Source organism: Mycolicibacterium agri (assembly GCF_002553505.1).
Taxonomy (GTDB): domain Bacteria; phylum Actinomycetota; class Actinomycetes; order Mycobacteriales; family Mycobacteriaceae; genus Mycobacterium; species Mycobacterium agri.
The window spans coordinates 1-24,999 of the sequence record NZ_PDCP01000061.1; the positions used below are offsets into that span (position 1 = coordinate 1).

Here is a 24,999-nt window from a genome sequence, read left to right on the forward strand (position 1 = left end):
CATAATCCAGGGATAAGCCTTCAGATACACAACAACCTCCAACAAGGTGGCTGTTGCAATCACCCCCAGAAATCGCCTGGGCTTTTGCGGGCACGAGCGTCTGCTCGCGGGAAATGGGGTGACCCCCTTGAGGGCTAGAGGGCTACGGGCGGGGGTCGACGGTCGCCTCGATCTTGTGCACGCGCCCCTGGCGGAGCGTCAACACGAGCACCGCGAACAACCGCCGATCGCGGAACGCGAACACGACCGGCTCGGAGACCGAGCCGCTGACGAGCGTTGCGCCACGACCGAGATAGCGAATCAGCCTGCGGCCCACCGCATCTCGTCCCTCGCTGCGCTGGGACCGCGGCGCCTTGCCGCTGAGAAGTGTCGCGACTCCCCACACCGCCGGGTCAAGCACCGCGGTCAATGCGTCCAAGTCCCCGTTGGCGCACGCCGTGATGAAGCGTTCGGTGACGAGCTGATGTTCAGACGCGGCCACATCTGCCAGCCGCGGTGCGGCGTCGGCGAACTTTCCGCGTGCGCGCCGCGCCAGTTGGCGACAGGTGCCGACGGGCCGACCGACCGCCGCGGCGATTTCGCCGAACGGCATCCCGAAGATGTCGTGCAGCACGAACGACACCCGCTCCCCGGGCGAGAGCCGCCGCAGCACTTCCAACATGGCCGCGCGGACCTCGTCGTCGAGCGTGACGCGGTCAGCTGGGTCGGGCTCGGTCGACGCCATATCGGCCCGCTCCATGCCGTCGGGTCGTTCGTGCCTGGTGCGGCTTGACCTGAGCTGATCGAGGCACAGTCGCCCGGCGACCACGGTGAGCCAGCCGCGCACATCGTCGATCGCGTCGACGTCGGCGCGTGACAACCGCAGGAACGCCTCCTGCGCGACGTCCTCGGCTTCCCCCACATCGCCGAGCATCTGGTAGGCGAGATTCACCAGGTACGGGCGGTGGCTGCGCCAGGCCGCCTCCACCGCAGGCGATTGCGTCATAGCTCTACGACGAAAGGGCGCGACGAAAAGTTACGGCCGAGCGGATGTAACTTTCGCCGACGCAACGCCGTCCTTGGTTGCATGAAAGCAATTCTCGTCACGGGCGCAACCGGAAACGTCGGCCGACCCCTGGTCGCTCTGCTCGCGGCGGCGGGCGCACGGGTCCGCGCGGTCACGCGTAACCCCGCGGCCGCCCAGTTCCCCGGCGGTGTCGAGGTCGCCGGTTCGGCGACGGACGGTCTGCGCGGCGCATCCGCCGTGTTTCTGAATTCGCGGGCCCTCGGCGACGAGCTCGCGTCCGTCGTCGACGCGGCACGCCGCGAGGGGGTCACCCGATTGGTCGCGTTGTCGGCCATCAACGCCGACGACGACTTCGCTCGTCAGCCGTCGCGATTCCGCGGCGACCGCAACAAGGAAGTCGAGCAGTACGCGATCGATTCGGGATTGGAGTGGGTCAGCCTGCGCCCGACGGTGTTCGCGAGCAACTTCTTCGGCATGTGGGCACCGCAGATCAGGGCCGGCGATGTCGTCAGCGGCCCCTATGCGTGCGCGTCGACCGCGCCCATCGTCGACAGCGACATCTCAGCCGTCGCCGCAGCGGCGTTGCTCACCGATGACCTTGTGGACCAGCGGATTCCACTGACCGGGCCGCAGGCCTTCACCAACGCCCAACTGGTCGACGTCATCGGCGGCGTGCTCGGCCGCCCGCTGCGCTATCGCGAACTGCCCGCCGATCTCGTCCGTCGGCGCTTCATCCACATCGGGTTCCCGGCCGAATTCGCCGACGCGTACATGGGTCTGCTCGAGGCGACCCTCACCAAGCCCGCGCTGGTCACGCACGACGCGGAGAAGATTCTCGGCCGTCCACCGCAGAGCTTCGGCGACGCAATCGCCGCCAACCGCGGTCTGCTCACCAACTGAGAAGGGAGACAACACATGTCGCAGCCGACGCCGCCCCGTTATCTGAAGCCGATGAATCGACTCGTCAAGGGTCTGCACAAACTCGGTATCCCGACGGGAGCCGCGATGGTTCTCACCGTCCCCGGACGCAAGACCGGACGGCTGCGCAGCACTCCGATGACTCCGTTCACCTACCGCGGCGACTTGTACACGGTCGCCGGATATCCCGGCGCCGACTGGGCTGCCAACGCCAGGGCTGCAGGCATCGGCACGCTGAGCCGGGGCCGCAGGTCGTGGCGCGTCAAGATCGTCGAACTCGACGCCGAGGAAGCGCGACCCGTCCTGCGTGCGTTCCCGGCCCAGGTTCCCGTCGGTGTGGGGTTCGCGAAGCGGTCGGGTCTGGTACACGATGGCACTCCCGACGAATTCGAGGCGCTCGCAGGGCAATTGACGGTGTTCCGGTTCGACCCGGTTAACTAGACGGCCGCCACCGTCGCGCGTCGCGCCGTGATGTTGCCCGAGGCCGTCAGAACCTTCACAGCCAGGGTCTCCTCGGCCTGGCCCGGCCCGTCGGTGGGTTGGAGGTCGTTGCGCACCGTGCCCGAGTGGGTTCGCAGTTCGAGTCGAGCCGCGGTGCCCTCCTCGATGCCCACCTCGACCTCTCCGCTGCCTGTTTGCACCGAAACCTCGCCGTTGACCGCCGCGGCCACCGTCACGTCTCCGGACGCGGTCTGCGCATGCACCGCGCCGCGAAGCCGCCGGACCGACAGCGAGCCGCTGGACGCCCGGAACCTGGCTTCGCCGGTGAGCTGGCCGATGGTGACGTCACCGGATGCGGTCGACACGGCCGCATCGCCGGTAAGGACGTCGACCGAGATACCACCAGAAGTGCTGTCGGACTTCAGATTTCCGGTGATCGCTTCGATGGTGGCGGCACCGCTGGCCGCCGCATAACGGCAGTCGCCAAACGCGCCATCGGCTTGCAACCGAGCAGAAACCGACGACACGTCGAGGCGCGAACGCGAGGGCAGCTCGATGTCGACATTGACAGCGCCGCCGAGCGAGATCAACCGCGTGCTCGCCGCAACGGTGAGCGTGCCGTTGCGAAATTCGACGCGCGTCTTCTCCGCTGCCCGGACGTCCGAAGCGCGATTAGGGTCCCGCGGGCGGACCTGGACGACAGTGTCGTCGCGATCGGCCGCGGTCATCTGCACCGATCCGCTCACGATCTCGACGACGGCGGTGATCGGCTGCGGCGTGGCGAAGGTCGGCATGATTTCCCCTCGAATGATTGACGTGCTCAGTGGACCCAGCCGCTGAAGAACCTGTCGGTGTTGCCCCTCGGCCGACGCCTGCCGCCCAGCGCGGAGGCGACCGCGCGCACCAGCCACGCATTCACCGAAAGGCCTTCGGCGCGAGCGGCCGCGTCGACCGGAGACCGAAGGCTCTCCGGCAGCCGCAGCGTCACGCGCCACGTGCCGCCGCCGTCGTCGTCGGATTCCGGCACCGGATGGACGGGCTCATGCTCGGCCTCGGCGCCCGCGCTCACCGTGAACTCCGGGTCGCGTCCGCGCAGGCGTACCTCCACCGAGGCGGGCGCCAGTTCCCTGGTGATCTCTTCCGCGGCATCCGACAGTGCCTCGAGCAGTGCGAGGCGGATCGCCGAATCAAGCGGCGCGGTCAGCCGATCCGCGAGCGCCTCGGCGTCGGGTCCGCCCGCGGCTGCCGCGACGCCGAGTTCGTGGCGCACCGCGTCCACGTACGACTGCAAGTTCATAATGTCATGATGACATCATTTTGATGTCACAGCAATGGCAAAGTGGTGCGCACCTTCGAGACGCTGTTTCCCCAGCCGCAATAACGGGCAGCTTCTTGGCATGCCGACGATGTTGTGGTTCCGGCGGGATCTGCGGCTGTCTGACCTGCCGCCGCTGCTCGATGCCGCCGAGGCCGACGGCCAGGTGCTGGCCGGCTACGTCCTCGACCCGCGGCTCAAGGCGTCGTCGGGGCCGCGGCGGCTGCAATACCTCTACGACGCGCTGCGCGAACTGCGCGAAGCGCTCGCCGGTCGCCTGATGGTCACCGAAGGCCGGCCCGAGGTCGAGATCCCGCGGCTCGCCCAGGCGGTCGGCGCCACCGCTGTGCACGTCTCGGCCGACTTCACCCCGTTCGGCCGGCGCCGCGACGACGCCGTGCGGGAGGCCCTCGGCGACATCCCCCTGGAGGCATCCGGTTCCCCGTATCTCGTCTCACCCGGCCGGATCGCCAAGGACGACGGCGAGCCCTACAAGGTGTTCACGCCGTTTTTCTCGGCATGGCGCAAAGGCGGCTGGCGTTCACCGGCGAGGACCGGGCCGGAGTCTGCTTGCTGGATCGACCCGGCCGACCTCGACGGAGGTGTCGAAATCCCCGACACCGGAGTCGAACTCGACCTGCCCGCAGGCGAGAAAGCCGCACGCGAGCAGTGGAAAGCGTTCGTCGAGGACGCGCTGGCCGACTACGCCGAGCGCCGCAACCGACCGGATCTGCCTGCCACCAGCCGGATATCGGCGCATCTGAAGTTCGGCACCATCCATCCGCGCACCATGGCGCAGGACCTCGGCACGGGCAAGGGTGCGCAAGCGTACCTGCGGGAATTGGCATTTCGCGATTTCTACGCCTCGGTGCTCAACGAGTGGCCACGCAGCGCATGGTGGAACTGGAACAGCAACTTCGACTCGATGCAACGCAACGAGAACGCGGCCGCAAAGAAGTCGTTCGAGGCGTGGAAGGCCGGGCGGACCGGCTTCCCGATCGTCGATGCAGGCATGCGTCAACTCGCCGAAACCGGCTGGATGCACAACCGGGTGCGGATGATCGTCGCGTCGTTTCTGGTCAAGGACCTGCATCTGCCGTGGCAGTGGGGCGCCCGCTGGTTCCTCGAGCAGTTGGTCGACGGCGACATGGCCAACAACCAGCACGGATGGCAGTGGGTGGCGGGCACGGGCACCGACGCCGCACCTTTCTTCCGGGTGTTCAACCCGACGACCCAAGGCGAGAAGTTCGACCCCGACGGCGCCTACGTCCGGCGCTGGATCCCCGAACTGGGCACCGCCGACTACCCCGACCCGATCGTCGACCACAAGGCCGAACGCGCCGAGGCGCTGCGCCGCTACAGCGCCATCACTTGAGCGTCAGGCCGGCGTCCAGCGGCAGCGCGACCCCGGTCAGATACCGACCCGACGCGCCGCACAGATAGAAGATCGCGTCGGTGACCACGTCGGGCTCCATCGGCGGCATGGACAGCTTCGGTTGCTGCGCCGCCCCGAACTCGGGTTGGTCACCAATCAGCTGCCCCATCGCCTCGTTGATGATCATCGGCGTTGCCACCCCGCCCGGGTGCACCGAGTTGACGCGAATGTTCTTCTCCGCCAATGACGTTGCGTAGTGCCGCATCACCCCGATCACGCCGTGCTTGGCGGCGGTGTAGCCCGCGGCGCCGTGGCTGATGGTGTCGAACGTGGTGCTGACCGACTTGAACGCGGCCGCCGAGCTGGTGATGACGATCGCGCCGCCGTCGTCGTTGCGCAGCAGTGCGGGCAGTGCCGCCTCGATCGTGAAGTAGACGCCCTTGAGGTTGACGTCGATGGCGTCGACGAACGCACTGATGTCGAGGCGCTGCTGCCCCACCGCCGGAAAGATGCCTGCATTGGCCACGACGTAGTCGAGTCGGCCGAGTTCGGCGACGCCATTGGCGACGACGTCCTGAAGCCGCTCGTAGTCGCGCACGTCGCACTGCCCGGCGACGATGCGCCGACCGGTCTTCTCGACGAGCCGCACGGTCTCGTCGAGGTCATCGCGACTCGCCATCGGATAGGCCACGCTGTCGATCTGTCCGCACAGATCGACAGCGATGACGTCGGCGCCCTCCTCGGCAAACCGCACCGCGTGCGTGCGGCCCTGACCGCGGGCCGCACCCGTGATGAACACGACCTTCCCGTCGAACTGTCCCGCCATGGGGCACCACACTACGGCGCTGTGTAGTAGGCCATGTCAGAATGTGGGCAGCACTGAGCCGACCGTGAGGAGCAGCCGTGGTGAGCACCGAGTTGGAGGAGCGGGACCCGACCAACGGTGTCGACGTCGAGGACGTGCCCTCGGCGGCATGGGGCTGGTCCAAGGAGAATCCCAAGGCGATCCACATCGGCGGGATCCTCGCCGCGATCTTCCTGCTGGCGATGCTGCGCGGCAACCACGTCGGCCACGTCGAAGACGCGTTCCTGATCGTGTTCGCCCTGCTCATCCTCGCCGTCGTCGCCCGCGACTGGTGGATGCGGCGCCGCGGCTGGTACCGGTAGTTCTCAGGTTGCCGCGGCCAGCGGCAGCGTCTCCCCGACCGGCGTCAGGTCGCCGGTGATGCCTGCGGCCGCCCGGATCTCCGTGAACGCGTCGAGCATGGCGTCGGTCGCCTCGTGCGGGTCATCCAGCGTTCGGTCGTCGGTGAGCACCGAGATCGCCAACTGGTCGACGTAGCTCCACACGGTGATGTTCATGCCGCTACCGCTGACGACCGGGCCCACCGAATAGATCTCGCTGACGACGGCGCCCTCGATCACACCGCGTTCGCGGGGCCCGGGGACATTGGAGATCGTCAGGTTCATGACGCTGGCCGACTCGAGGCGCCTTGCCTGCGTCCGGAAGAACGGCGGCGCCAGCGCAGGCGGCAGATACGACATCCAGGCCGGCAGCAGCATCGGCCCGAGCAGCTGGTGGTTCTCCTTGGCGATCGCCGTCGCCGTCGCGGTCAGCCTGACGCGCTCCAGCGGATCGTCGACATGCACCGCAAGCGACGGCGTCATGTAGGTGAACTCGTTGCCCGCCAACCGGTCCCGCGACGGGTTGGTGCTGATCGGCACGCCCGCGATGAGCGGCTCGTCGGCCTTGCCGTCGTACCGCAGCAGCAGCGTACGCAGCGCGCCCGCGGCCATCGCCAACACCATGTCGTTTACGGTGACGCCGAGCGCGCGCCCCGTTTCCTTGACGTCGGCCAGCGCCAGCGGCGCCGTCGCGAACCGGCGGCCGGGCGTCACCACATGGCTGAGGAAACAGTCCGGCGGGGCGAAGTTGCGCGCGAGGTCGGGATGCCGGCCGCGCTCCTTGGCGCGCCGCCGCACCCGTGACACCCCCGTGGCCGTCTCTCTCATCAGCGGCGGCAGCTTGCGAATCAGCCCCACATGATCTCCCGCGGCGGCCTTGAGCAGGGCAGCGCGGGTGCGGGCGATATCGGGCTCGTCCAGCATGCCGATCACCTCGGACGGCCCGTGCGGCGCGATCGCCCTGGCCATCTGGTTCGCCGACGCCATGCCGTCGGCCAGCACGTGGTGCACCTTTTCGATGATCGCGACGCGGTCGTCGGCCAGTCCCTCGGCGACGTACATCTCCCACAGCGGGCGGCTGCGGTCCAGCGGCGTGCTGGCGATCTCGCCGATCAACTGGTCGAGTTCCCGGCGGCCGCCGGGGGCGGGCACGCGCGCCCGCCGGACGTGGTAGTCGAAGTCGATGTGGTCGTTGACGACCCACATCGGGTGGTGCAGCTTCAGCGGGATGTCGACGAGCTGGTAGCGCAGCGGCGCCATGGCCTGCAACCGCGGGAACGCCACCTCGCGAAACAGGTCGAAGCTGAATCCCCCGCTGACCCTGGACACGTCGAGCACACCGATCTTCAGCGTGTGCATGTGCACTTCGGGTGTCTCGGTGTACAGCATCAATGCGTCCACACCATTCAGCCGCTTCACGCCCACCCCATCCGTCGACGACTCCCGACTTCTGTCGACTTCTGTACCCGCAATTGCACTCCTTCTCCCGGTTCGGCAGGCGCGGTTCGTCGAAATATCGACCCGGCCGTGACAGTCGACTGCGCCTTTGTAAAGCTGACTGGTAAAGCTGACAGTGAGGCGTGGGCGTGATGATCGGAGGGGGACGATGAGTCTTGTCGCCGGGCGCGGACCGCTGAGCAAGGATCCGGCAGGCTGGTTTTCACCGCCCCTGCCCGGCGAAATGGTTTTCCTCGAGCCGCATCCGCGTCGCATCCAGGCGTACCGCGCCGGAACCGTCGTGCTCGACACCGAGCGGGCGCTGATGGTGCACCGCCGCGACCATCCGCTCAGCTACGCGTTTCCGGTCGACGAGGTCGGCGACCTTCCGTCGGAACCGGTTCGGGACGCGCCGGGCTACGTGCACGTCCCGTGGGATGCGGTGGACACCTGGCTGGAGGAGGGCCGCAAGCTGGTGCACTATCCGCCCAACCCGTATCACCGCGTCGACTGCCGCCCGACGACTCGGCGGCTGCGCGTCGACATCGCGGGCACGACGTTGGTGGACACCACCGACACGACGATCGTCTTCGAGACCGCGCTCGCCCCAGTGCTTTACGTCGACCCGTCGCATGTGCACACGGATCTGTTGCGCCGCTCGAAGACGAGCAGCTACTGCAACTACAAGGGCTATGCCACGTACTGGTCGGCCGTCATCGACGGGACTGTCGTCGCCGACGTCGCGTGGAGCTACGACGATCCGATGCCCGAAACCTCGCCCATCAAAGGCTTTTTCAGCTTCGACGCATCACGCGCCGACGTCCGCGCCGAGCTGCCGACGATATGACGCGCGTCACATCCACCCCCGCGACCTCGTACCCTACGGTTCCGTCACCGTAGGTTACGGTTGCGTACGTTTTCCCTGGTCACACACACTTTGGTCAGTTGCCAGTGTGAAGGGAAACTGTTGTGGGCCACTACATCGCCAATGTTCGCGACATCGAGTTCAACCTGTTCGAAGTGTTGCAGCTGAACCGGGTTCTTGAAGCCGGCGGCTACGGCGATCTCGACACCGACACCGTCCGCACCATGCTCGACGAAGTCGCGCGCCTCGCGGAAGGGCCGGTGGCCGACTCGTTCGCCGATGCCGATCGCAACCCTCCGGAGTTCGACCCTCAGAACCACACCGTCTCCGTCCCAGCCGAATTGGCCAAGTCGGTGCAGGCCGTCAAGGACGCCGAATGGTGGCGAATCGGCCTCGACGAAAGAGTCGGCGGAGTCCCGGCGCCCGCCGCGCTGACATGGGCCATCAACGAGATGCTGTTGTGCGCCAACCCGTCGGCCGGCTTCTGGTGGGCTCTCGGCCCGGCGATGGCGCATTCGCTGGCCACCGAAGGAAACGAACAACAGATCCGTTGGGCCGCAAAGGGTCTAGAGCGAGGCTGGGCGGCGACGATGGTGCTGACCGAGCCCGACGCCGGCTCCGACGTCGGCGCGGGCCGCGCGAAGGCCATTGCGCAACCCGACGGCACGTGGCATATCGAGGGAGTCAAGCGGTTCATCTCCGGCGGCGACGTCGGCGACTCCGCGGAGAACATCTTCCATCTGGTGCTGGCGCGCCCCGAGGGCGCCGCGCCGGGCACCAAGGGCTTGAGCCTGTTCTATGTTCCGAAGTACCTCTTCGACCCCGATACTCTCGAAATCACCACCCGCAATGGTGTTTTCGCCACCAATCTCGAGCACAAGATGGGGTTGAAGTCCTCCCCCACATGCGAGTTGACGTTCGGCGGGCACGGCATACCAGCGGTCGGCTATCTGGTCGGCGACGTTCACAACGGCATCGCGCAGATGTTCACCGTGATCGAGCACGCCAGGATGACGATCGGGGTGAAGGCAACGGGAACGTTGTCGACGGGCTATCTGAACGCGTTGGAATACGCCAAGACCCGTGTGCAGGGCGCGGACATGACGCAGATGACGGACAAGACCGCGCCGCGAGTGACGATCATGCACCATCCCGACGTGCGGCGTAGCCTGATGACGCAGAAGGCCTACGCCGAGGGCTTGCGCGCGCTGTACATGTATGCCGCCGCCCATCAGAACAGCGATGTGGCACAGCTGGTTTCGGGTGCCGACCCGGATCTGGCGCACCGCGTCGACGACCTGCTGCTTCCGGTGGTCAAGGGCGTGGGCTCGGAGCGGGCCTACGAGATCCTCACCGAGTCGCTGCAGACGTTCGGAGGGTCGGGGTTCCTGCAGGACTATCCGATCGAGCAGTACATCCGGGACTCGAAGATCGACTCGCTGTATGAGGGCACGACGGCGATCCAGGCGATGGACTTCTTCTTCCGCAAGATCGTCCGCGATCACGGCCAGGCGCTGGCGCATGTGGCAGCGCAGGTGGCCGACACGATCGAAAACTGCGACGCCAGCCTCAAGCAGCAGGCCGAGCAACTGCGCACGGCGCTCAACGACGTCCAGGCGATGACGGGCGCCCTGACGAGCTATCTGATGTCGGCGTCGGAGAAGCCCACCGAGATCTACAAGGTCGGGCTGGCGTCGGTGCGCTTCCTGCTGGCCGTCGGTGACCTGCTCATCGGCTGGCGGCTACTGGCACAGGCCGACATCGCGACCGCGGCCCTGGCGGCAGGCAAAGACGAGCCGTTCTATCACGGCAAGATCGCGGCGGCGACGTTCTTCGCGGCGAACGTGCTGCCGCACCTCTCCGCAGTGCGGTCGGTCATCGAGGACATCGACGGCGAACTCATGGAGCTGCCGGAAGAGGCGTTCTGACCCGTCGGCGGGATTACCAGACGCGAATCCAGTCGACCAGCATCTGGGCCGGGTACGTTCCCGGACCGGGATCGCCGCCGCCGGAGCCGGCGACCGCGAGGTTCAAGATCGGAAAGAGCTTGTAGCCGGGGTTGTTGAACGGCCAGTCGGCCAATGAATACGCCGGCACCTCGAAGTACGGCGCGGCCCCGTCGGTGTAGTCCTTCCAGAATTTCATGCCGGACTCGTCCCACTTGACGCGCCAGGTGTGCCACGCGGAGTCCAGCGAGATGTTCTGTGTGGCCCACTCCGAGCCGTTCGCCTTGGTGTGCACGGTCGTCGCCGACGGCCATTCGCCGTTGCCGTACCACTCCACGAGGTCGACCTCACCGTCGGCGTCGCTGGAGAGCCAGAAGGCGGGCCAGCAGCCTGCGGTCAGGCATTCGAGCTTGATGCGGGCCTCCCAGGTGGTCCCGATGGTGCCTTCCCACGTGGTGTTGACCTTGCCGCCGTAATACCTGTCGCCCTCTTTGAACGCCTTGATGACGAGGTTGGACTTACCGTCGAGGTACACGTTGCGGCGGTCGTCGCGGTACTGGCCGACGTTCTCCGGCAACTCCCAGTACGTGGGGTCCTTCATGGTCTCGCGCGCCTTCGAGATCATCCACTTGGACCGATCGGGCGCCGAGCCTGCCGGCCCGTCGAAATCGTCCTCGAACACGTACTTGTCGGCCGCGCGGGCACTGGGGATGGGCATTACCGCTGACAGCAGACCGAATCCGGCCATGACCATCATGCTGCGACGATCCAACTGAGGCATGACTAGACATACAAGCCGCAAAGTCGGACAGGATGCAAGTCGCCTCTCGCGATCCGGTTGCGGTTTCGGCGTGCAAAGCATCGGTCAGCGGTACAAACCACGCCGAAAGCGCTGGTGAGGGCATCGGAAACTTTACAACTGCACGCGCAACTGTCACGCTTCCGATGTGGACGACGCGAGCACTCTGGGCGAGATCGAGGCGATCAAGCAGCTCAAGGCCCGCTACTGCAGGCTGCTGGACACCAAGGACTGGCAGGGATGGCGCCGACTCTTCGCCGACGACTTCGTCTCCGACACTTCGCGGGCGGGCGGCAAGGTCATCACCGGCGCCGACGAGTTCGTCGCCTTCACCCGCAAAAGCCTGCGCAACCAGCCGACCGTGCACCAGGTGCACGCCCCGGAGATCGAACTGACCTCGCCGACGACCGCGCGCGGCGTGTGGGCGCTGGAGGACGTCGTGCGCTTCGGGCCGGGCGTGAATCTGCGCGGCTACGGCCACTACACCGAGAACTACGCGAAGATCGACGGCGCGTGGGTGTTCACCAGCTCCACGCTGACCCGGCTGCGCGAAGACGTCTTCAACGGTCTGTTCGCGGTGTACCTCTCTGCCCGCATCCGTCGGGCTGTCGGGAAAGCCGCACGCCGGGTGATGCAATGACCGAAACCCCGGTCACCTATCCGGTGAACAGCGCGCTGGGCCGTTTCGGCATCGCTCAGGTCGCCGACAGCCCTGATCCGTTCGTCAGCTCGATGCCGCTCGCGGGACTGGTCAATCCGGTCACCGGGCTGCCCACCGTCGGACCCCTGGCGGTGCTGGTCGATCATGCCGCAGGCCTGGTCAACCACTACCGCCGGGCCGCCGACGAGTGGACGGTGACAAGCGAGCTGACCCTCGAAATCGCGCCGGGCGCGTTGGATGTCGTCGCCGCAGACCCGTCGAGTGTGGCGGTGGCGACCGCACGGCCGACCGGAACACGAGAGCGCTCCGCGCTCGGCAGTTGCGAGATCACCGTCGGCGACACGGTGATCGCCGTCGGCACCGTCCGCTCGGTATACATCACGCACCCAGGCGAATTCGCGCAGGAATGGCCGCCGCTCACCGCCGATGACGAGCAGCGGCCGACCGAGCTGGCCGACATCATGGCGCTAGAACTCGACGACACCGATGTGATACGACAGCGCGAGAACCCGGTGCTCAACAACAGCCTCGGCATCGTGCACGGCGGCGTCTCCGCGGCTGGGCTCGAGCTCGCGGCATCGGCAGCGCTCAACGCCGGCCGCGTCGACGAGCCGCTGCACACGGCGTCGCTGCGGGTGAACTATCTGCGCCAGTTTCTCGCCGGGGATCAATCACGTTATGTGGGAAGCGTTTTGCGGGTCGGTCGACGCAGCGGTGTGGCCGACGCACAGGCCGTCGGCGCCGACGGTGAAGTTGCCCTGATCGCGCGGGTCACCGCATACCGGTAGAGCTATGCCGCGGCGATCACAGTGGCGCCGAAGCGTTCGATCGCTTCCACCGCGTGAGCAAGACTGTCGCCGGGCACCTGCACCTGAACCCAGGTAACGCCCGCCGCCGCAAGCTTTTCCAGCCCGGACAGGTAGGCGTCAGCGTTGAAGTCCTCGTCGCCGGGAGCGCCCGCGCCGATGTTGCTGAACGTGATGTCGATCCGCGACCAGTCGCGTCCGGCGGCGTCGCAGCGGCGCCGCAGATCGGTGATGCCGTCGGCCAACGCCTCAATCGAGTCCAAGGCCGCTGTCCTCGCCGTCTGCGCGAGCACGACCGGCGCGGGGAACGGACACCACCCGTCGCCGTACGCGACCACCCGGGCCCGCGCGGCGGCGGTGTTGCCGCCGATCCAGATCGGCGGGTGCGGAGTGCTGACCGGACGCGGATGCGCGGTGATGCCCTTGGCGGAGAAGTGACGGCCTTCGTAGGACACGTCATCGCCGGTCCAGATGGCGCGGATCACCTCGAGCGCCTCTTCGAACAACGCCGCGCGCTCGTCAAAGTCAACCCCGAGCGCGGCGAATTCCCGCTTCAGATAGCCGACACCGACCGCCAGTGTGAACCGTCCTTCGGACAGCATGTCGAGCGTCGCACCGGACTTCGCGACCACAAAGGGGTTACGGTAGGGCAACACGACGATGTTGGGGATGAGCCGCAGCATGGTCGTCCTCGCGGCGGCGAAACCCATTGCCACGAACGGGTCGAGCGCGTCGTGGCCACCGGATTCGAGCCATCGCTGTGACGGCGCGGGGTGGTCGGTGAACCCGACGCCGTGAAACCCCGCCATCTCGGCCGCGGCGGCGACGGTCGCAATGCCCGCGCCGGTGACCAATTCCGGGTTGTAGGGGTGGCTGTGCATCGGATGAGTGAATGTGAACCGCATCGACAGTCGCCTCCCAGAATTACCTTCTCCAATCTTGAGAATGTCGTTACCATGCCACTCGTAGGACGGTCAACCCTGCCACCCACGGAAGGTCGGTCCCCACGCATGACCAGACCCGAGATCGGCGTCTACCTGCCGCAGATGGGCTTCACTTTCCCCGAAATCCTGCATCGCGCGCATCGGTGCGAGGAACTGGGCATCGATTCGTTGTGGCTTTACGACCACCTCTACGCCCCAGGGGCTCCCGACTATCCGTCGCTCGAGGCGTGGACCCTGGCGACCGCGCTGCTAAGCAGGACGGAGCGCATCGAGGTCGGGCACATGGTGTTGTGCAACCAGTTTCGGCACCCCGCGGTGCTGGCCAAGATGGCGGCCACGCTGGACCAGATCTCGGCGGGCCGGCTGCAGCTGGGCATCGGCAGCGGCTCCATCCAGGATGAGCACGATCGGGTGGGACTGGAGTGGGGCACGTTCGTGCAGCGGTCCGGACGGCTCGGCGAGACGCTGGAGATACTGCACCAGGCGTTCGCCGACGAGCGAATCGACTTGGCGGGCAAGCACTTCACCATACGGGACATGCCGGTCAAACCCGGCGCGGCTCGCGCACCCCGGCCGCCGATCGTGGTGGGCGGCGTCGGTGAGAAGTACACGCTGCCGCTGGTGGCGCGCTACGCCGACGTGTGGAACGTGCCGACCTACGCCCTCGGCGAGCTCGACCGCAAGATATCGGTGCTGCGGGACATCTGCGCAGACGTCGGCCGCGACCCCGACGACATCGTGCTGTCCGTCGAGGCGGTGATGGCGCTCGCCCCCAATGACGCGGCACTGCCCTCGGTGCGACAGCTCGCCGAAAAACGGTTCGGCATACCGGCTTTCGGGCTGCACGAGGGCGGTCTGATCGGCACGCCGCCCGCCATCGTCGACCGCCTGCACGAACTGCAGGAGATGGGCTTCGGGCAGATCGTGCTGTTCACCCACGACCGCGGGTCTGACGAGACGCTCGACCTGTTCGCCTCGCAGGTGATCGACCGGCTCTAGGTTCGCGGCCTGCCCAGCCCGAGCGCGTGCTGGGCGATCATGTTGCGGAAGACCTCGAGGGTGCCGCCGTAGATCCCTGTCGGACCCGCGAGCCGGAAGATGTACTCCGCCGCGCCCGCGGCCGCCGCGCCCTTTTCGTCGACGGGCAGACTCGACGCGGTGCCGAGGATGTCCATCAGATCCGGCGAAACCTCCCGCATGACTTGGGCATTGGCGACCCGGCCGAACATGTCGGGAGTGCTCATCGCCGCCTCCATGCGGGCGATGGCGCGGCCGAGCCGGAAGCGCACCGACTCCTCGTCGGGCGCCAGCGCGGCGACCTTGTCCACCGCCTCGGCCAGCAGTGTCACGTGTTCGCTCATGGTGGCGATCTTCTGCAGTCCGTCGTCGCCGCGCTCGACGGTGCCGTGCTCGTCGTTGAGCGCCTCGCGCAGCACCGTCCAGCCGCCGTTGACTTCGCCGATGCGGTACCGGTCTTCCACCCGAACGTCGCTGTAGTAGGTGATGTTGGTGCGGTCGCCGTCCACCGTGCGCAGCGGCTGAATCTCCACGTCCGGTCGGTCCAGCAGCACCAGGAACATCGTCAGGCTCTGGTGCTTGGGCGCGGCCGGATCGGTGTTGGTGATGAGGAAGACGTAGGCGGCGTTCTGCGCGTTCGACGTGAACATCTTTGAGCCGTTGATGATCCAGCCGTCACCGTCGCGCACCGCCCGCGTCTTGCAGGTCGCGACGTCCGACCCGCCTTCCGGCTCGGTGTAACCAAGACACAGCCGGTACTCCCCCGACAGCACGCGCGGCAGCACCTCGTCCTGCAGCTCGGTCGAACCGAATTGCTGCACGGCGCGGGCGACCATCGCCGTGGTGCCCCAGTGGAACCACGGCGTATGTGCGCGCCCGATCTCCAGATCCCAGATGCGTTTGCGGATCGGGCTGAACCCGCCCTCGCCCTCCGGCTTGAAGTCGGCGGCCAGATACCCGGCCTTGCCGAGCGCGAGATGCACGCCCTCATCGAAGTTCTCGCCGGACTGCCGGTCACGCCGGATCACCTCGTCGGTCACGATCTCGCGCAGGAACGCGCGCAGCTCGTCCCGGAATGCCCTGTCTTCATCGGACAGCGTCACGGTCGAGAAGTCCATCGGTGCTAGCGTGACACTTTACAACCATTCTGTAAAGCGACAGCAGAGAGGAAGGCGCCGCGTTGGGCATCGTCAGGACGTATCCGGGCGGTGCGAGCATCCGCAACCTGCCGGAACACCTTCCGCTGCAGGTCGGCGGCACCTGGGACGAGGCCGACCCGCGGCCGGGCAAGGACCGGGTCTTCACCTGGCAGCTGGCTATTGCCGTTCGCCCGACGCTGTTCGTCTTCACGTCGGTGGGCCGCCTCGGCCACGACAGCCGCGGCGATGGCGGCATGGAGGGCCGCATGACCATCGAATACCACTTCACCCGGCCCGAGGAGGGCAGGACGCTGTTCACCCGGACGATGACGATCGAGGCGTACCGGCACGCGCCGATGCCCGACGAATTCTTCCCCATCGTCAACCCCGCGCAGATCGACGCCAACCACGCCGCGGTGGCACGCGAGCTGGAGGCTAGCCGGTCGGCAGCGTGAACGCCCGCCGCAGGGCCGCACCCTGTAACGCGAACAGTTGCCGGCTGACGTCCCAATCCGGCAGGAACGAGTCGAACCCGTGGCAGGTGCCGGGAAACACGTGCAGGCCGGTCGGAACACCCGCAATCATCAGCCGCATCGCATAGTCGATCGCTTCGTCGCGCAGCGGATCGAGGTCGGAGCACGTGATCAACGTCGTTGGCACACCGGCGAGTTCGGTGGCACGGGCCGGTGCGGCGTCGACGGGCGCGGATTCGTCGCCCAGGTAGTGCTGCCACATCAGCGCGACCGCGGGCCCGTCGAACCCCGGCGTGCAGTCGAATTCCTCCTTCGACAGGGTCGGCCGGTCATCCAGGACCGGTTGGTGCAGCAGCGCGATCGCTATCGGTGGGACTGAGCCGTCGACGGAGCGCTGGGCGAGTCGGGCGGCCAGCGCGCCACCGGCACTGTTGCCGACGACCGCGATGCGGTTCGCGTCGATGTCCAGTCGGCGCGCGTTGTCGGCCGCCCACTGCAGCGCCGACGTCGCATCGTCGAGCGCCGCGGGGAACGGATGTTCGGGCGCCAGCCGGTAGTCCACCGAGATCACCGTGCACTGCGCATGTTTGGCGAGTTCGACGCATTGGCGGTGGTCGACGTCGAGGTTGCCGAGGACGAAAGCGCCCGAGTGACAGTAGATCACCGCGGGCGCGGGAGCGGGCCCCGCGCGGTAGATCCGCACCGGGACCGGACCCTCGTCGCTGTCGACGATCTCAACGCCGGTGATGTCGAATGCCCGTGCGCTGTCGCGGCGGCGATGGTTGAGCGAGTCGCGCACTGCCTGCAGCGTGTCGGTCGACAGCACCGTGCGCGCCTCGGTGAGATGCCGCAGCGCCGGATCCAGCCTGTGCGTCAAACTCATCAACGGTTCGCCGCTGTCTCGGCGACGGCGTCCACCTCCGCTCCTTCCGTCCGCGGGTCGAATGTGTATTCGGCGGGCTTGAAGCGGCGCGTCATCGCCCAGAACGCTCTGGCACTGCGCGGCCACTGGGTGACTACGCGCCCGTTGGCGGCGCGAAAGTAGTTGCTGCAGCGGGTCAACCAGACCGTGCCTTGCATCCACTCGTCGATCTTGGCGGTGAAGTGGGCCATGGTGTCGCGCCGCACGGCGATATAGGACCTGCGTTTGCGGCGCATGTGCTTCAGCGCGCGCACGATGTAGCGGGCCTGCGCCTCCAGCATGAAGATGACGCTGTTGGAGCCGACGTTCGTGTTGGGCCCGTACAGCATGAAGAAGTTCGGGAAACCGGGCACCGCCATGCCCAGATAGGCGTACGCGCCGTCGCTCCACGCCTCGCGCAGCGAAACACCGTGCTCCCCCGTGACGTCGATCTGGCCCAGGTAGTCGGTGGCCGCATATCCGGTGGCGCACACCACGACATCGACGGCAATCTCGGTGCCGTCCTCAGTGACCAGCGAGCGGGAGCGCAGAGCCCGCGCCGGGCTGGACACCACCTCGACGTGCGGCTGGGTCAGCGCCTTCAGGTAGTCGCCGGCGAAGACCAGCCGCTTGCACCCGAGCGGATGGTCTGGCGTCAGCTTGCGGCGCAATCCTTCGTCGGGCACGTTCGCCTCGAGTAGGCGCAGCGCGATGGCCTTGAACTCCTGCGTCTTTTGGCTGCCGTCCTCGATCACGCTGATGTTGGACTCGCTGCGCAGCCAGAGCCTGGTGCGGTGGATCCGCTTCGCGAACGGCACATGCGCGAACACCCATTTCTCCCGCGCGGTGTACTCCCGGTCGGGTTTCGGCAGGATCCACGTCGGCGAGCGCTGCACCGAATAGACCTTCTTCGCAACCTTTGCGATCTCCGGAAGCAGTTGCGACGCCGTCGATCCCGTGCCGAGCACAGCCACCCTCGCGTCGCGGAGATCGACTGAGTGGTCCCATCGCGCCGTATGCATGACGGTGCCGGTGAACGGCTCCTCCTCGGCGAGGTCAGGCAACACCGGCTGGGTGAACAGTCCCACCGCTGACACCACGATGTCGAAGCGGTGCCGCTCACCGGTTTTCGTCGTCAGCTGCCAAGACGTGGTCTCAGCATCCCATTGGGCGGCGACGATTTCTGTGTTCAGCTTCAGATGCGGACCGAGTCGATAGCGCGTCGCGCACTGTTCGAAGTAGGCCAGGATCTCCGGCTGCGCCGACCACAGCCGCGACCAATTCGCGTTCAGATCGAACGAGTACGAGTACAGGTGCGATTTGACGTCACATGCCAGGCCCGGATAGGTGTTGATCCGCCACGTGCCGCCGACGCCGTCTTCGCGGTCGAAGATGGTGAAGTCGTCGAAACCGGCCTTGCGCAAAAAGATTCCCAGCGCCAGCCCGCCGGCGCCCGCGCCGATGATTCCCACCGAGAGTTTCTTCGACACCGCCGTCATCCGATCTGCAGGGTTTGTCCGCCGTCGACGACGAGTTCTGCGCCCGTGATGAACGACGCCTGATCGGACGCCAGGAATGCAACGGCGTCGGCGACCTCGGTCGGCTTTCCGATCCGCCCGAACGGCGCATTGTCGGCGAGACGAGCCTGCGTGGCCGCATCGAGCATGGGTGTGGCGATCGGACCGGGAAACACGGCGTTGACTCTGATTCCCGCAGGCGCCAGTTCGGCCGCGACGGCCTGCGTCAGGCCCCGCAGCGCCCACTTGGACGAACCGTAGGCGGCGTGGTTGGGAAACGGGCGGATCGCGCTGGTGCTGCAGGTGTTGACGACGGCCGCCCCGTCGGCGGCGCGCAGATGCGGCAGCGCAGCGCGGATGCCGAGAAACGGTCCAAGACAGTTGAATCGCCAACTTCTCTCGAACCCTTCGACGGTCTCGCCGGCCAGCGCGGTCCGGTGCAACACGCCTGCGTTGTTGATCAGTGTGGTCAACGCGCCGAACTGCTCGGCGGTCCGCTCGATCGCCGACGCCCACTGTTCCTCGGAGGTGACGTCCAGCGGCACGGCCACCACGTCGTCGCCGAGCCCGTCGACGAAGGCCGCGAGCTCGTCGAACCGGACGTCGCAGGCCGCGACACGAAAGCCGTCGCCGAGCAGCCGCACTACGATCGCGGCTCCCTGCCCGCGGGCGGCGCCGGTGACCAGGGCGACCCGGTCGGTCACTGTGCCTCCTCGAGATGCTCGGCGGCGCCGCGCCGCAGCGCCTGCGACTCCGACGCCAGCGTGATCATCCGAAAGCCGATCTCGGCCATGGCTTTACCGGGCTTGCCCGCGTTGGCGTGGATGGCGGGCACGAGACCGGCTTGCGCTACCGTGCGCTGGATGTGTGCGATGGCGTCAAGCACATCCGGCGTGGTCAGCGCCTCGGTCGGCGGGTGCCCCAGCGAGAGCGCGAGATCCGCAGGCCCGACGTAGATGCCGGTGAGGCCGTCGACGCCGCAGATCTCGTCGAGTGCCGAAAGGCCGCGCGAGGTCTCGATCATCGCGAACACGCTTGCGCGCGCCTCGTGTGCGGCGGGGTCCGGCCCGAGGCCGGTGCGCAGGGGCCCGAAGCTGCGGACGCCCGCGGGGGCGTAGCGGGTGGCTGCCACCGCGGCTGCGGCCTGCTCCGCGGATTCGACCATCGCGACGATGATCGCGTCGGCGCCGGCGTCCAGCACCCGCCCGATGGGTGCGGGGGCAGCCGACGGCAGCCGGACCGCGGTGGCGACGGGCACGTGTTCAAGACGGCGCAGCAGCAGGGCCACGTCGGCGTCGTCGAGGTAGCCGTGCTGGACGTCGAATCCCACGTAGTCGTAACCGGCCTGGGCGAATTCCTCGGGCCCGATGAGCGTCGGGCCAACCACCCAGCCACCGAAGACCCGCTCTTTGGCGGCAAGCGCGTCCTGAAGCCGGCTGGTCGTCATAGCTCGATCGCAATCTTGATGCGCTCGGGTGTCGGCCGGCATGCCAGTTCGAATGCGGCCGTGATGTCGTCGACGCCGAAGGTGTGGGTGACGTATGCGGGCAGCAGCTCCGCATGCTTGCGGGCGAATTCGTCGGCGGCATTCAGCATCCGGCGACGGTCGGCCGTCACGCCGGATTTCAGCGTCAGGTTGTTGCGCAGCATCGTGCGCATGTCGATCGGATAGGCCTCGTCATCGGCGACGCCGAAGTAGAAGACGGTGCCGCCGAACGCGGCCGCCTCGATCGCATGGCCCAGGGTCGCGACCTGGTGGCCGACGGCCTCGATGACGACGTCGGCCTTGTCGCGCCGGTCGACGTGCCTGACCCACCGGTCGCTGCTGGCGCGAACGACGGTGTCGACGCCGAAATCCTTGGCAACCGCCTCGCGGTCGACCGGGTCGACGCCGGTGACGTGGCGCGCGCCGAAAGCCTTTGCCACAAAGGAGAAGAGCAGACCGATCGAACCCTGCCCGATCACGGCGACATGACGGCCGCCGAGGTCGGGAAGCTGTTCGATGGCATACAGCACGCACGCCAACGGCTGCAGCGCCACGGCATGCCGTGGGCTCAACGCTTGGTCGTAGGGCGCCAATCCGTCACCGTCGGCGACGACGTACTCCATCATGCCGTCGAAGCCGGAGGCCCATCCGACGACACGGTCACCGACCGCGTGTTCCGGATGCCTGCTGGCGACTACATTCCCGACGATTTCATGGATCGGGAAGCCATCCATCTCCGCGGCACTGGCGCCCACATCGCCAGGGAGCCTGCCCTGCGCACCGCGGAAGCCCGGCAGATCACTGCCGCATACCCCGGCGGCGAGGAATTGCAGCAGCACCTGACGCTCGCTCAACGACTCCGGCGTCTTGTCCGGAATATCGACCCGCGCAAAGGTATACGGCGCCACCAGCCGATACGCCCACACGTCACACCTCCACCGGGACGCTGTTCCAGCCCCATTGGAAGCTCGACGGCGGACGCGACGCGGCCTCGGCGACGACGCGGAAGTCGGGCACCCGTTTGAGCCACTCCGACACCAGGATCGTGATCTCCAGGCGGGCCAGATGCACGCCGAGGCAGAAATGTTGGCCGCGGCCGAATGCCAAAAGCCGTTCGATCCGTCTGTCCCAGACGAATTCGTCGGGCTGCAGATATTCGCGCTCGTCGCGGTTGGCCGAGGCGAGCAGCGTGATGATCCGCTGCCCCGGGCTGATCGTGGTGCCGTGGATCGTGAACGGCTTTCGCGCGGTGCGGGCGAACCATTGGGCCGGCGCGCAGAAACGGATCATCTCCTCCCGGGCGATCGGCACACTGGCGTCGATGTCGGCCTTCACCGCGGCCATCTGCTCGGGGCGCTTGCTCAGCTCCCACAACCCGTGCGCGACGATTTTGGGCACGGTTTCGGTGCCACCGATGAAGATTCCGAGCATCTGGGTGGCGGCCTCGACGTCGTTGAACGCCGACCCGTCGGGCAACCGGTAGTCGATGAGGTGGCCCGCGATCGCCAGCAATTCGTCCTGAGGATCGGCGCGCCTGCGTTGCACGAGCGGCACCAGATACTCCAGATAACCGGGTCGGGCATTGGCGACCTCCACACCGCTGCCCTGCTGCGCGAGGCTGCCCGCGTTGACGGTGGCCAACACCTCGGGTGCCAGATCGGCAGGGAGACCGAGCAATTCGCACACCATCGACGCGGCCACGATGCCGCCGTAGTCCTGGGTGAGGTCGAAGCGGCCGCGCGGCAGCAGTTCGTCGAGGCGCTCGTTGGCCAGGGCGCGGACCCGGTCGGCGAGCTTTCCGACCGACTTCGGCCGGAACCGCCCCGACGTGCAGCGCCGGACACCGTCGTAGATCGGCGTGTCGAAATTGGCGTGAAACGGCGTGGGGTGCAATGGCGGGTCGGGAACGGGTCCATCGTTACGGTGGGCCAACACCGTCGCGGCGGGCAGTGTTCCCTCCGACGCGACGAAGGTCCCGTCGTTGATCCCGAGCACCCTCCAGATGTCGTCGAAACGCGACAGCGCGTAGGTGTCCCACTTCTCGACGTAGTAGACCGGGTACCGCTCACGCAGCACGCGATAGTACGGCAGCGGATCGGCCATCACGTCCTGGTCGAACGGATCGTACGAGAACTCTTGCAGCGCCGGTGTGTTCATTGCAGCGGTGAGGACGGTAGGGCCTGCAGGATCGAGTCCTCCCAGCCGTCACGCAGCGCGGGGGCAACGCTCATCCACGTGACGATCTCGGCGGGCGGATTTTCCTTCCACGACGGGTAGTGGTTCTCGAAGCAGTCCCAGTCGCCTTCCAGCGCCCAGTAGTGGATCACCTCATTGAAGCGGAACGTCGTGATGAACGAGCCCAGCCACCGCTTCCCGGTGCGCTCCGACCATGGCACATACAGCCGTTCGAGCTCGCGGATGTAATCGTCCTGACGGCCCGGCTTGGTCTGCATGATCTCCTGGATGACGAGTCCGGCGGAGAACTTCTCGTCGCGCAACTGCGCAAGCGTCTTATTGCTCTTGCCCGCGTACATGATGCGGCCCTCGCCGCTGGCGCCGATCTCGGACAGAAACGCCGACCACTTCGCCTGCGCCGCCCCGTGGCTGCCGCCGCGCGACTGCGCGCGGCCGATGCGGGCGTAGTCGGCGAACGCATCGACCTCCCACATGATCGTCACCTGCGGCCAGTGCCCGTTGTACGGCGTGGTTTCCCAGATCGCGAACAGCCGCGCCCCGAGGTCCTCCATCATCGGCTGGTAGACGTCGCCGAACATCTCAATGAAGCGGTCGCTGCGCCCGCCGCCGAGGTCGATCGTCTCGTGCAGATAGAGCAGCGTGTGGCTGTGGTACTTCTTCATGGTCACGCTCGGGCACGCCATGCAGTTGACACTGGCACGTAGGGAGCGTGACACTTGTGGCGTGTTTTGTAAAGGTGCGGGATGACCCGGACGGCGCTGGCCAACGGTTTCTGCTTCGGCGAGGGGCCCCGCTGGTACGAGGGCCTGTTGTGGTTCTCCGACATGCTGGGCCAGGCGGTGCACACAGTCGATCTGCAGGGCGACATGACGACGCTGCACCTGGCCGGCCACGCGCCCTCGGGATTGGGGTTTCGTCCCGACGGAACGCTGCTCATCGCGTCGACGGCCAACCGCACCCTGCTGCGCTACGACGGCGAATCCGTCGAAACGCTCGTCGATCTGTCGCCCGTGGTGCCCGCCGACATCGGTGACATGGTGGTCGACGGCGCAGGCCGCGCCTACGTCGGTGCCCAGGCGTTCGAGGGCGGCACGATCGTGCGGGTCGACGCCGACGGCTCCGTCACCGTCGTCGCCGAGGATCTGGACTTCCCCAACGGCATGGTCATCACGCCGGACGGGCGCACGCTCATCGTGGCCGAGTCCATCGGAAGGCGGTTGACCGCGTTCACGATCGACGCAGGCGGCGGCTTGACGGATCGGCTGGTGTTCGCCGAGGGACTCGACGGCCCGCCCGACGGCATCACCCTGGACGCCGAGGGCGGCGTGTGGGCGGCGATGACGCTGGCGCATCAATTCGAGCGGATCACCCCGGGCGGCACCGTGACCGATCGCGTCGACATCGGCGAGCGCACCGCGATCGCCTGCACGCTGGGCGGATCCGAGCGCCGCACGCTGTTCATGCTGTCGAGCACCGACGTCTATCCTCAGCGACTCATCGGGACGAGATCGTCTGCGCTGGACACTGTTACCGTCGACATCCCAGGAGCGGGTCTGCCGTGAGCGATTGCTATTACGAGTTGATCGACGAAACCGACCCGCTCGGTGAGCGATTCGCCGCCACCGACTTGGTGCGCAGCACGTGGTCGGCCGCGATTCAGCACGGCGCACCAGTGTCGGCGCTGCTGGTGCGGGCGCTGGAGCGCTGCCAGGCCCGTGACGACACCCGGCTGAGCCGCGTGCTGATCGACCTGTTGGGCGCCGTGCCCGCCGAGGGCGACCTGTGGGTGCGCGCGCGACGGGAACGGCAGGGCAAGCAGATCGAACTCGTCAGCGCCGAGATGCTCGCGCTCGGACCCGATGGCGGACCGCGCCCGGTGGCCCGCGCCAGCGGGTGGCGGTTGAAGACGCTGGACACCTCGGCGGTGGTGCATGCGCCCGCCCCGCCGCTGCGGCCGGTGTCGGAAGCGAAAAGCCGTGACTTGAAGAAGGATTGGGACCGCAACTACGTACACAGCCTGGACTGGCGCTGGTTGACCACGCCGATGGCCGAAGGTCCCGGGGAGTCGTGGATCAGGCCGGAGGTCGACCTGGTCAAGGGCGAGTCGATGACCGCGCTGGAGCGCCTGTTCACCGTCGCCGACGACGCCAACGGGATCGGCACCAAACTCGACATCCGCAAGTGGACGTTCATGAACACCGATCTCGTCGTGCACGTGCACCGCATCCCCGAGGGCGCGTGGATCGGCATCCGCGCCGAGACCAACTACGGCCCCGACGGCATCGGCACGACGATCGGCACGCTGTTCGACCGGTCAGGCGCGATCGGCGCGATCCAGCAGTCGGTGCTGGTGCGCCCGATGCCCGGCAGTTAGTCGACGAGCCGGAGAGCCGCTGCGGGGCACTGCGTTACGGCCTGCTGCATGCGGTCGCGGTCGGATTCCGGGCGCTCGTTTCCGTTGATTTGCACAATGCCGTCGTCGCGCACCTCGAATACGTCCTCGGCGATCGATTCGCAGATGCCGTGTCCGGTGCACTTGTCGAGGTCGACTTCGACCCGCATGCTCGCTCCT

General features: G+C 67.2%; 28 protein-coding genes. 12 read left to right on the plus strand and 16 right to left on the minus strand.

All coding sequences use genetic code 11. The annotated features are described in order from the left end of the window. Window positions 1–142: 142 nt before the first annotated feature. Window positions 143–985, minus strand: a complete 843-nt coding sequence (sigI, locus tag CQY20_RS24940; RefSeq protein ID WP_097942756.1) for an RNA polymerase sigma factor SigI — start codon at window positions 983–985, stop codon at window positions 143–145. Window positions 986–1,066: 81 nt separating this feature from the next. On the opposite strand from sigI, the gene CQY20_RS24945 reads away from it, so the two are divergent. Beyond that, entirely contained in the window at window positions 1,067–1,906 is an 840-nt protein-coding gene (locus CQY20_RS24945) for an NmrA family NAD(P)-binding protein (RefSeq protein WP_097942757.1), read from the plus strand. Window positions 1,907–1,921: 15 nt separating this feature from the next. Next, window positions 1,922–2,365 carry a deazaflavin-dependent nitroreductase gene (locus CQY20_RS24950; RefSeq protein ID WP_097942758.1) on the plus strand — a complete coding sequence of 148 codons (444 nt, stop codon included), beginning with the start codon at window positions 1,922–1,924 and terminating at the stop codon, window positions 2,363–2,365. On the opposite strand, the gene CQY20_RS24955 is transcribed toward CQY20_RS24950, so the two are convergent. Both CQY20_RS24955 and CQY20_RS24960 read right to left on the minus strand, forming a co-directional pair. After that, window positions 2,362–3,159 (minus strand): DUF4097 family beta strand repeat-containing protein, encoded by a 798-nt coding sequence (locus CQY20_RS24955; protein ID WP_097942759.1) that lies wholly within the window; start codon window positions 3,157–3,159, stop codon window positions 2,362–2,364. The two genes, CQY20_RS24950 and CQY20_RS24955, sit on opposite strands and share 4 nt — an antisense overlap. Window positions 3,160–3,185: 26 nt before the next feature. Next, window positions 3,186–3,662: a histidine kinase gene (locus CQY20_RS24960; RefSeq protein WP_097942760.1), complete on the minus strand. Its 477-nt coding sequence runs from the start codon at window positions 3,660–3,662 to the stop codon at window positions 3,186–3,188. Window positions 3,663–3,762: 100 nt separating this feature from the next. Between CQY20_RS24960 and CQY20_RS24965 the strand changes: the two genes are divergently transcribed. After that, window positions 3,763–5,055: a cryptochrome/photolyase family protein gene (locus CQY20_RS24965; protein WP_097942761.1), complete on the plus strand. Its 1,293-nt coding sequence runs from the start codon at window positions 3,763–3,765 to the stop codon at window positions 5,053–5,055. On the opposite strand, the gene CQY20_RS24970 is transcribed toward CQY20_RS24965, so the two are convergent. Further along, on the minus strand, window positions 5,048–5,881 hold the full coding sequence (locus CQY20_RS24970; protein WP_097942762.1) for a mycofactocin-coupled SDR family oxidoreductase: 834 nt from the start codon (window positions 5,879–5,881) through the stop codon (window positions 5,048–5,050). The two genes, CQY20_RS24965 and CQY20_RS24970, sit on opposite strands and share 8 nt — an antisense overlap. A 77-nt stretch (window positions 5,882–5,958) precedes the next feature. Between CQY20_RS24970 and CQY20_RS24975 the strand changes: the two genes are divergently transcribed. After that, window positions 5,959–6,222, plus strand: coding sequence for a DUF2631 domain-containing protein (locus CQY20_RS24975; RefSeq protein WP_097942763.1), 264 nt, complete (start codon window positions 5,959–5,961; stop codon window positions 6,220–6,222). A gap of 3 nt (window positions 6,223–6,225) precedes the next feature. Here the strand turns inward: CQY20_RS24975 and CQY20_RS24980 are convergent, their stop codons facing one another. Continuing rightward, entirely contained in the window at window positions 6,226–7,659 is a 1,434-nt protein-coding gene (locus CQY20_RS24980; RefSeq protein ID WP_165789295.1) for a WS/DGAT/MGAT family O-acyltransferase, read from the minus strand. 187 nt (window positions 7,660–7,846) lie between these two features. On the opposite strand from CQY20_RS24980, the gene CQY20_RS24985 reads away from it, so the two are divergent. Both CQY20_RS24985 and CQY20_RS24990 read left to right on the plus strand, forming a co-directional pair. Further along, complete coding sequence (locus CQY20_RS24985) at window positions 7,847–8,524, plus strand: DUF427 domain-containing protein (RefSeq protein WP_097942788.1); 678 nt, start codon at window positions 7,847–7,849, stop codon at window positions 8,522–8,524. Window positions 8,525–8,646: 122 nt separating this feature from the next. Then, on the plus strand, window positions 8,647–10,470 hold the full coding sequence (locus CQY20_RS24990) for an acyl-CoA dehydrogenase (RefSeq protein ID WP_097942765.1): 1,824 nt from the start codon (window positions 8,647–8,649) through the stop codon (window positions 10,468–10,470). A 13-nt stretch (window positions 10,471–10,483) separates the two neighbouring features. On the opposite strand, the gene CQY20_RS24995 is transcribed toward CQY20_RS24990, so the two are convergent. Continuing rightward, window positions 10,484–11,269, minus strand: a complete 786-nt coding sequence (locus CQY20_RS24995; RefSeq protein WP_163700373.1) for a glycoside hydrolase family 16 protein — start codon at window positions 11,267–11,269, stop codon at window positions 10,484–10,486. A gap of 166 nt (window positions 11,270–11,435) precedes the next feature. Here CQY20_RS24995 and CQY20_RS25000 point away from each other — a divergent pair, with 166 nt between their 5' ends. Next, window positions 11,436–11,927, plus strand: coding sequence for a nuclear transport factor 2 family protein (locus CQY20_RS25000; RefSeq protein ID WP_097942766.1), 492 nt, complete (start codon window positions 11,436–11,438; stop codon window positions 11,925–11,927). Next, window positions 11,924–12,736 carry a PaaI family thioesterase gene (locus CQY20_RS25005; protein ID WP_097942767.1) on the plus strand — a complete coding sequence of 271 codons (813 nt, stop codon included), beginning with the start codon at window positions 11,924–11,926 and terminating at the stop codon, window positions 12,734–12,736. The genes CQY20_RS25000 and CQY20_RS25005 overlap by 4 nt, the downstream gene beginning before the upstream one ends. Before the next feature lie 2 nt (window positions 12,737–12,738). Here CQY20_RS25005 and CQY20_RS25010 read toward each other — a convergent pair whose 3' ends face one another. After that, window positions 12,739–13,659, minus strand: coding sequence for an LLM class F420-dependent oxidoreductase (locus CQY20_RS25010; protein ID WP_097942768.1), 921 nt, complete (start codon window positions 13,657–13,659; stop codon window positions 12,739–12,741). 105 nt (window positions 13,660–13,764) lie between these two features. On the opposite strand from CQY20_RS25010, the gene CQY20_RS25015 reads away from it, so the two are divergent. After that, window positions 13,765–14,697: an LLM class flavin-dependent oxidoreductase gene (locus tag CQY20_RS25015; RefSeq protein WP_097942769.1), complete on the plus strand. Its 933-nt coding sequence runs from the start codon at window positions 13,765–13,767 to the stop codon at window positions 14,695–14,697. Here CQY20_RS25015 and CQY20_RS25020 read toward each other — a convergent pair. Next, entirely contained in the window at window positions 14,694–15,833 is a 1,140-nt protein-coding gene (locus CQY20_RS25020) for an acyl-CoA dehydrogenase family protein (protein ID WP_097942770.1), read from the minus strand. The two genes, CQY20_RS25015 and CQY20_RS25020, sit on opposite strands and share 4 nt — an antisense overlap. 62 nt (window positions 15,834–15,895) lie before the next feature. Between CQY20_RS25020 and CQY20_RS25025 the strand changes: the two genes are divergently transcribed. Next, a complete protein-coding gene (locus CQY20_RS25025; protein ID WP_234816400.1) occupies window positions 15,896–16,309 on the plus strand; it encodes an SRPBCC family protein in 414 nt (137 codons plus the stop codon). Here CQY20_RS25025 and CQY20_RS25030 read toward each other — a convergent pair. The 7 genes from CQY20_RS25030 to CQY20_RS25060 are packed head-to-tail and all read right to left on the minus strand — an operon-like array spanning window position 16,290 to window position 23,089. Further along, window positions 16,290–17,210, minus strand: a complete 921-nt coding sequence (locus CQY20_RS25030) for an alpha/beta hydrolase (protein ID WP_097942771.1) — start codon at window positions 17,208–17,210, stop codon at window positions 16,290–16,292. The genes CQY20_RS25025 and CQY20_RS25030 overlap by 20 nt on opposite strands. Continuing rightward, a complete protein-coding gene (locus tag CQY20_RS25035) occupies window positions 17,210–18,727 on the minus strand; it encodes a flavin-containing monooxygenase (RefSeq protein WP_097942772.1) in 1,518 nt (505 codons plus the stop codon). The genes CQY20_RS25030 and CQY20_RS25035 overlap by 1 nt, the downstream gene beginning before the upstream one ends. Further along, window positions 18,724–19,449 carry an SDR family NAD(P)-dependent oxidoreductase gene (locus tag CQY20_RS25040; protein ID WP_097942773.1) on the minus strand — a complete coding sequence of 242 codons (726 nt, stop codon included), beginning with the start codon at window positions 19,447–19,449 and terminating at the stop codon, window positions 18,724–18,726. Before CQY20_RS25040 ends, CQY20_RS25035 begins: the two co-directional genes overlap by 4 nt. Further along, window positions 19,446–20,192 (minus strand): HpcH/HpaI aldolase family protein, encoded by a 747-nt coding sequence (locus tag CQY20_RS25045; protein WP_097942774.1) that lies wholly within the window; start codon window positions 20,190–20,192, stop codon window positions 19,446–19,448. Before CQY20_RS25045 ends, CQY20_RS25040 begins: the two co-directional genes overlap by 4 nt. Next, window positions 20,189–21,157, minus strand: coding sequence for a zinc-binding dehydrogenase (locus CQY20_RS25050; RefSeq protein ID WP_097942775.1), 969 nt, complete (start codon window positions 21,155–21,157; stop codon window positions 20,189–20,191). The genes CQY20_RS25045 and CQY20_RS25050 overlap by 4 nt, the downstream gene beginning before the upstream one ends. Window position 21,158: 1 nt before the next feature. Beyond that, window positions 21,159–22,388, minus strand: a complete 1,230-nt coding sequence (locus CQY20_RS25055) for a cytochrome P450 (protein ID WP_097942776.1) — start codon at window positions 22,386–22,388, stop codon at window positions 21,159–21,161. Further along, on the minus strand, window positions 22,385–23,089 hold the full coding sequence (locus CQY20_RS25060) for an NIPSNAP family protein (RefSeq protein ID WP_097942777.1): 705 nt from the start codon (window positions 23,087–23,089) through the stop codon (window positions 22,385–22,387). The genes CQY20_RS25055 and CQY20_RS25060 overlap by 4 nt, the downstream gene beginning before the upstream one ends. An 81-nt stretch (window positions 23,090–23,170) precedes the next feature. On the opposite strand from CQY20_RS25060, the gene CQY20_RS25065 reads away from it, so the two are divergent. Both CQY20_RS25065 and CQY20_RS25070 read left to right on the plus strand, forming a co-directional pair. Further along, window positions 23,171–23,989 carry an SMP-30/gluconolactonase/LRE family protein gene (locus CQY20_RS25065; RefSeq protein ID WP_097942778.1) on the plus strand — a complete coding sequence of 273 codons (819 nt, stop codon included), beginning with the start codon at window positions 23,171–23,173 and terminating at the stop codon, window positions 23,987–23,989. Beyond that, window positions 23,986–24,801 carry a thioesterase family protein gene (locus tag CQY20_RS25070; RefSeq protein WP_097942779.1) on the plus strand — a complete coding sequence of 272 codons (816 nt, stop codon included), beginning with the start codon at window positions 23,986–23,988 and terminating at the stop codon, window positions 24,799–24,801. The genes CQY20_RS25065 and CQY20_RS25070 overlap by 4 nt, the downstream gene beginning before the upstream one ends. On the opposite strand, the gene CQY20_RS25075 is transcribed toward CQY20_RS25070, so the two are convergent. Next, complete coding sequence (locus CQY20_RS25075) at window positions 24,798–24,989, minus strand: ferredoxin (RefSeq protein ID WP_097942780.1); 192 nt, start codon at window positions 24,987–24,989, stop codon at window positions 24,798–24,800. The genes CQY20_RS25070 and CQY20_RS25075 overlap by 4 nt on opposite strands. Window positions 24,990–24,999: the final 10 nt, after the last annotated feature.

What these genes read in the sequence shown, in the direction of transcription:
- sigI (WP_097942756.1), bottom strand. Translation starts at nt 985, where the DNA reads ATGACGCAATCGCCTGCGGTGGAGGCGGCCTGGCGCAGCCACCGCCCG.
- CQY20_RS24945 (WP_097942757.1), top strand. Translation starts at nt 1,067, where the DNA reads ATGAAAGCAATTCTCGTCACGGGCGCAACCGGAAACGTCGGCCGACCC.
- CQY20_RS24950 (WP_097942758.1), top strand. Translation starts at nt 1,922, where the DNA reads ATGTCGCAGCCGACGCCGCCCCGTTATCTGAAGCCGATGAATCGACTC.
- CQY20_RS24955 (WP_097942759.1), bottom strand. Translation starts at nt 3,159, where the DNA reads ATGCCGACCTTCGCCACGCCGCAGCCGATCACCGCCGTCGTCGAGATC.
- CQY20_RS24960 (WP_097942760.1), bottom strand. Translation starts at nt 3,662, where the DNA reads ATGAACTTGCAGTCGTACGTGGACGCGGTGCGCCACGAACTCGGCGTC.
- CQY20_RS24965 (WP_097942761.1), top strand. Translation starts at nt 3,763, where the DNA reads ATGCCGACGATGTTGTGGTTCCGGCGGGATCTGCGGCTGTCTGACCTG.
- CQY20_RS24970 (WP_097942762.1), bottom strand. Translation starts at nt 5,881, where the DNA reads ATGGCGGGACAGTTCGACGGGAAGGTCGTGTTCATCACGGGTGCGGCC.
- CQY20_RS24985 (WP_097942788.1), top strand. Translation starts at nt 7,847, where the DNA reads ATGAGTCTTGTCGCCGGGCGCGGACCGCTGAGCAAGGATCCGGCAGGC.
- CQY20_RS24995 (WP_163700373.1), bottom strand. Translation starts at nt 11,269, where the DNA reads ATGCCTCAGTTGGATCGTCGCAGCATGATGGTCATGGCCGGATTCGGT.
- CQY20_RS25005 (WP_097942767.1), top strand. Translation starts at nt 11,924, where the DNA reads ATGACCGAAACCCCGGTCACCTATCCGGTGAACAGCGCGCTGGGCCGT.
- CQY20_RS25010 (WP_097942768.1), bottom strand. Translation starts at nt 13,659, where the DNA reads ATGCGGTTCACATTCACTCATCCGATGCACAGCCACCCCTACAACCCG.
- CQY20_RS25015 (WP_097942769.1), top strand. Translation starts at nt 13,765, where the DNA reads ATGACCAGACCCGAGATCGGCGTCTACCTGCCGCAGATGGGCTTCACT.
- CQY20_RS25020 (WP_097942770.1), bottom strand. Translation starts at nt 15,833, where the DNA reads ATGGACTTCTCGACCGTGACGCTGTCCGATGAAGACAGGGCATTCCGG.
- CQY20_RS25030 (WP_097942771.1), bottom strand. Translation starts at nt 17,210, where the DNA reads ATGAGTTTGACGCACAGGCTGGATCCGGCGCTGCGGCATCTCACCGAG.
- CQY20_RS25035 (WP_097942772.1), bottom strand. Translation starts at nt 18,727, where the DNA reads ATGACGGCGGTGTCGAAGAAACTCTCGGTGGGAATCATCGGCGCGGGC.
- CQY20_RS25045 (WP_097942774.1), bottom strand. Translation starts at nt 20,192, where the DNA reads ATGACGACCAGCCGGCTTCAGGACGCGCTTGCCGCCAAAGAGCGGGTC.
- CQY20_RS25055 (WP_097942776.1), bottom strand. Translation starts at nt 22,388, where the DNA reads ATGAACACACCGGCGCTGCAAGAGTTCTCGTACGATCCGTTCGACCAG.
- CQY20_RS25060 (WP_097942777.1), bottom strand. Translation starts at nt 23,089, where the DNA reads ATGAAGAAGTACCACAGCCACACGCTGCTCTATCTGCACGAGACGATC.
- CQY20_RS25065 (WP_097942778.1), top strand. Translation starts at nt 23,171, where the DNA reads ATGACCCGGACGGCGCTGGCCAACGGTTTCTGCTTCGGCGAGGGGCCC.
- CQY20_RS25075 (WP_097942780.1), bottom strand. Translation starts at nt 24,989, where the DNA reads ATGCGGGTCGAAGTCGACCTCGACAAGTGCACCGGACACGGCATCTGC.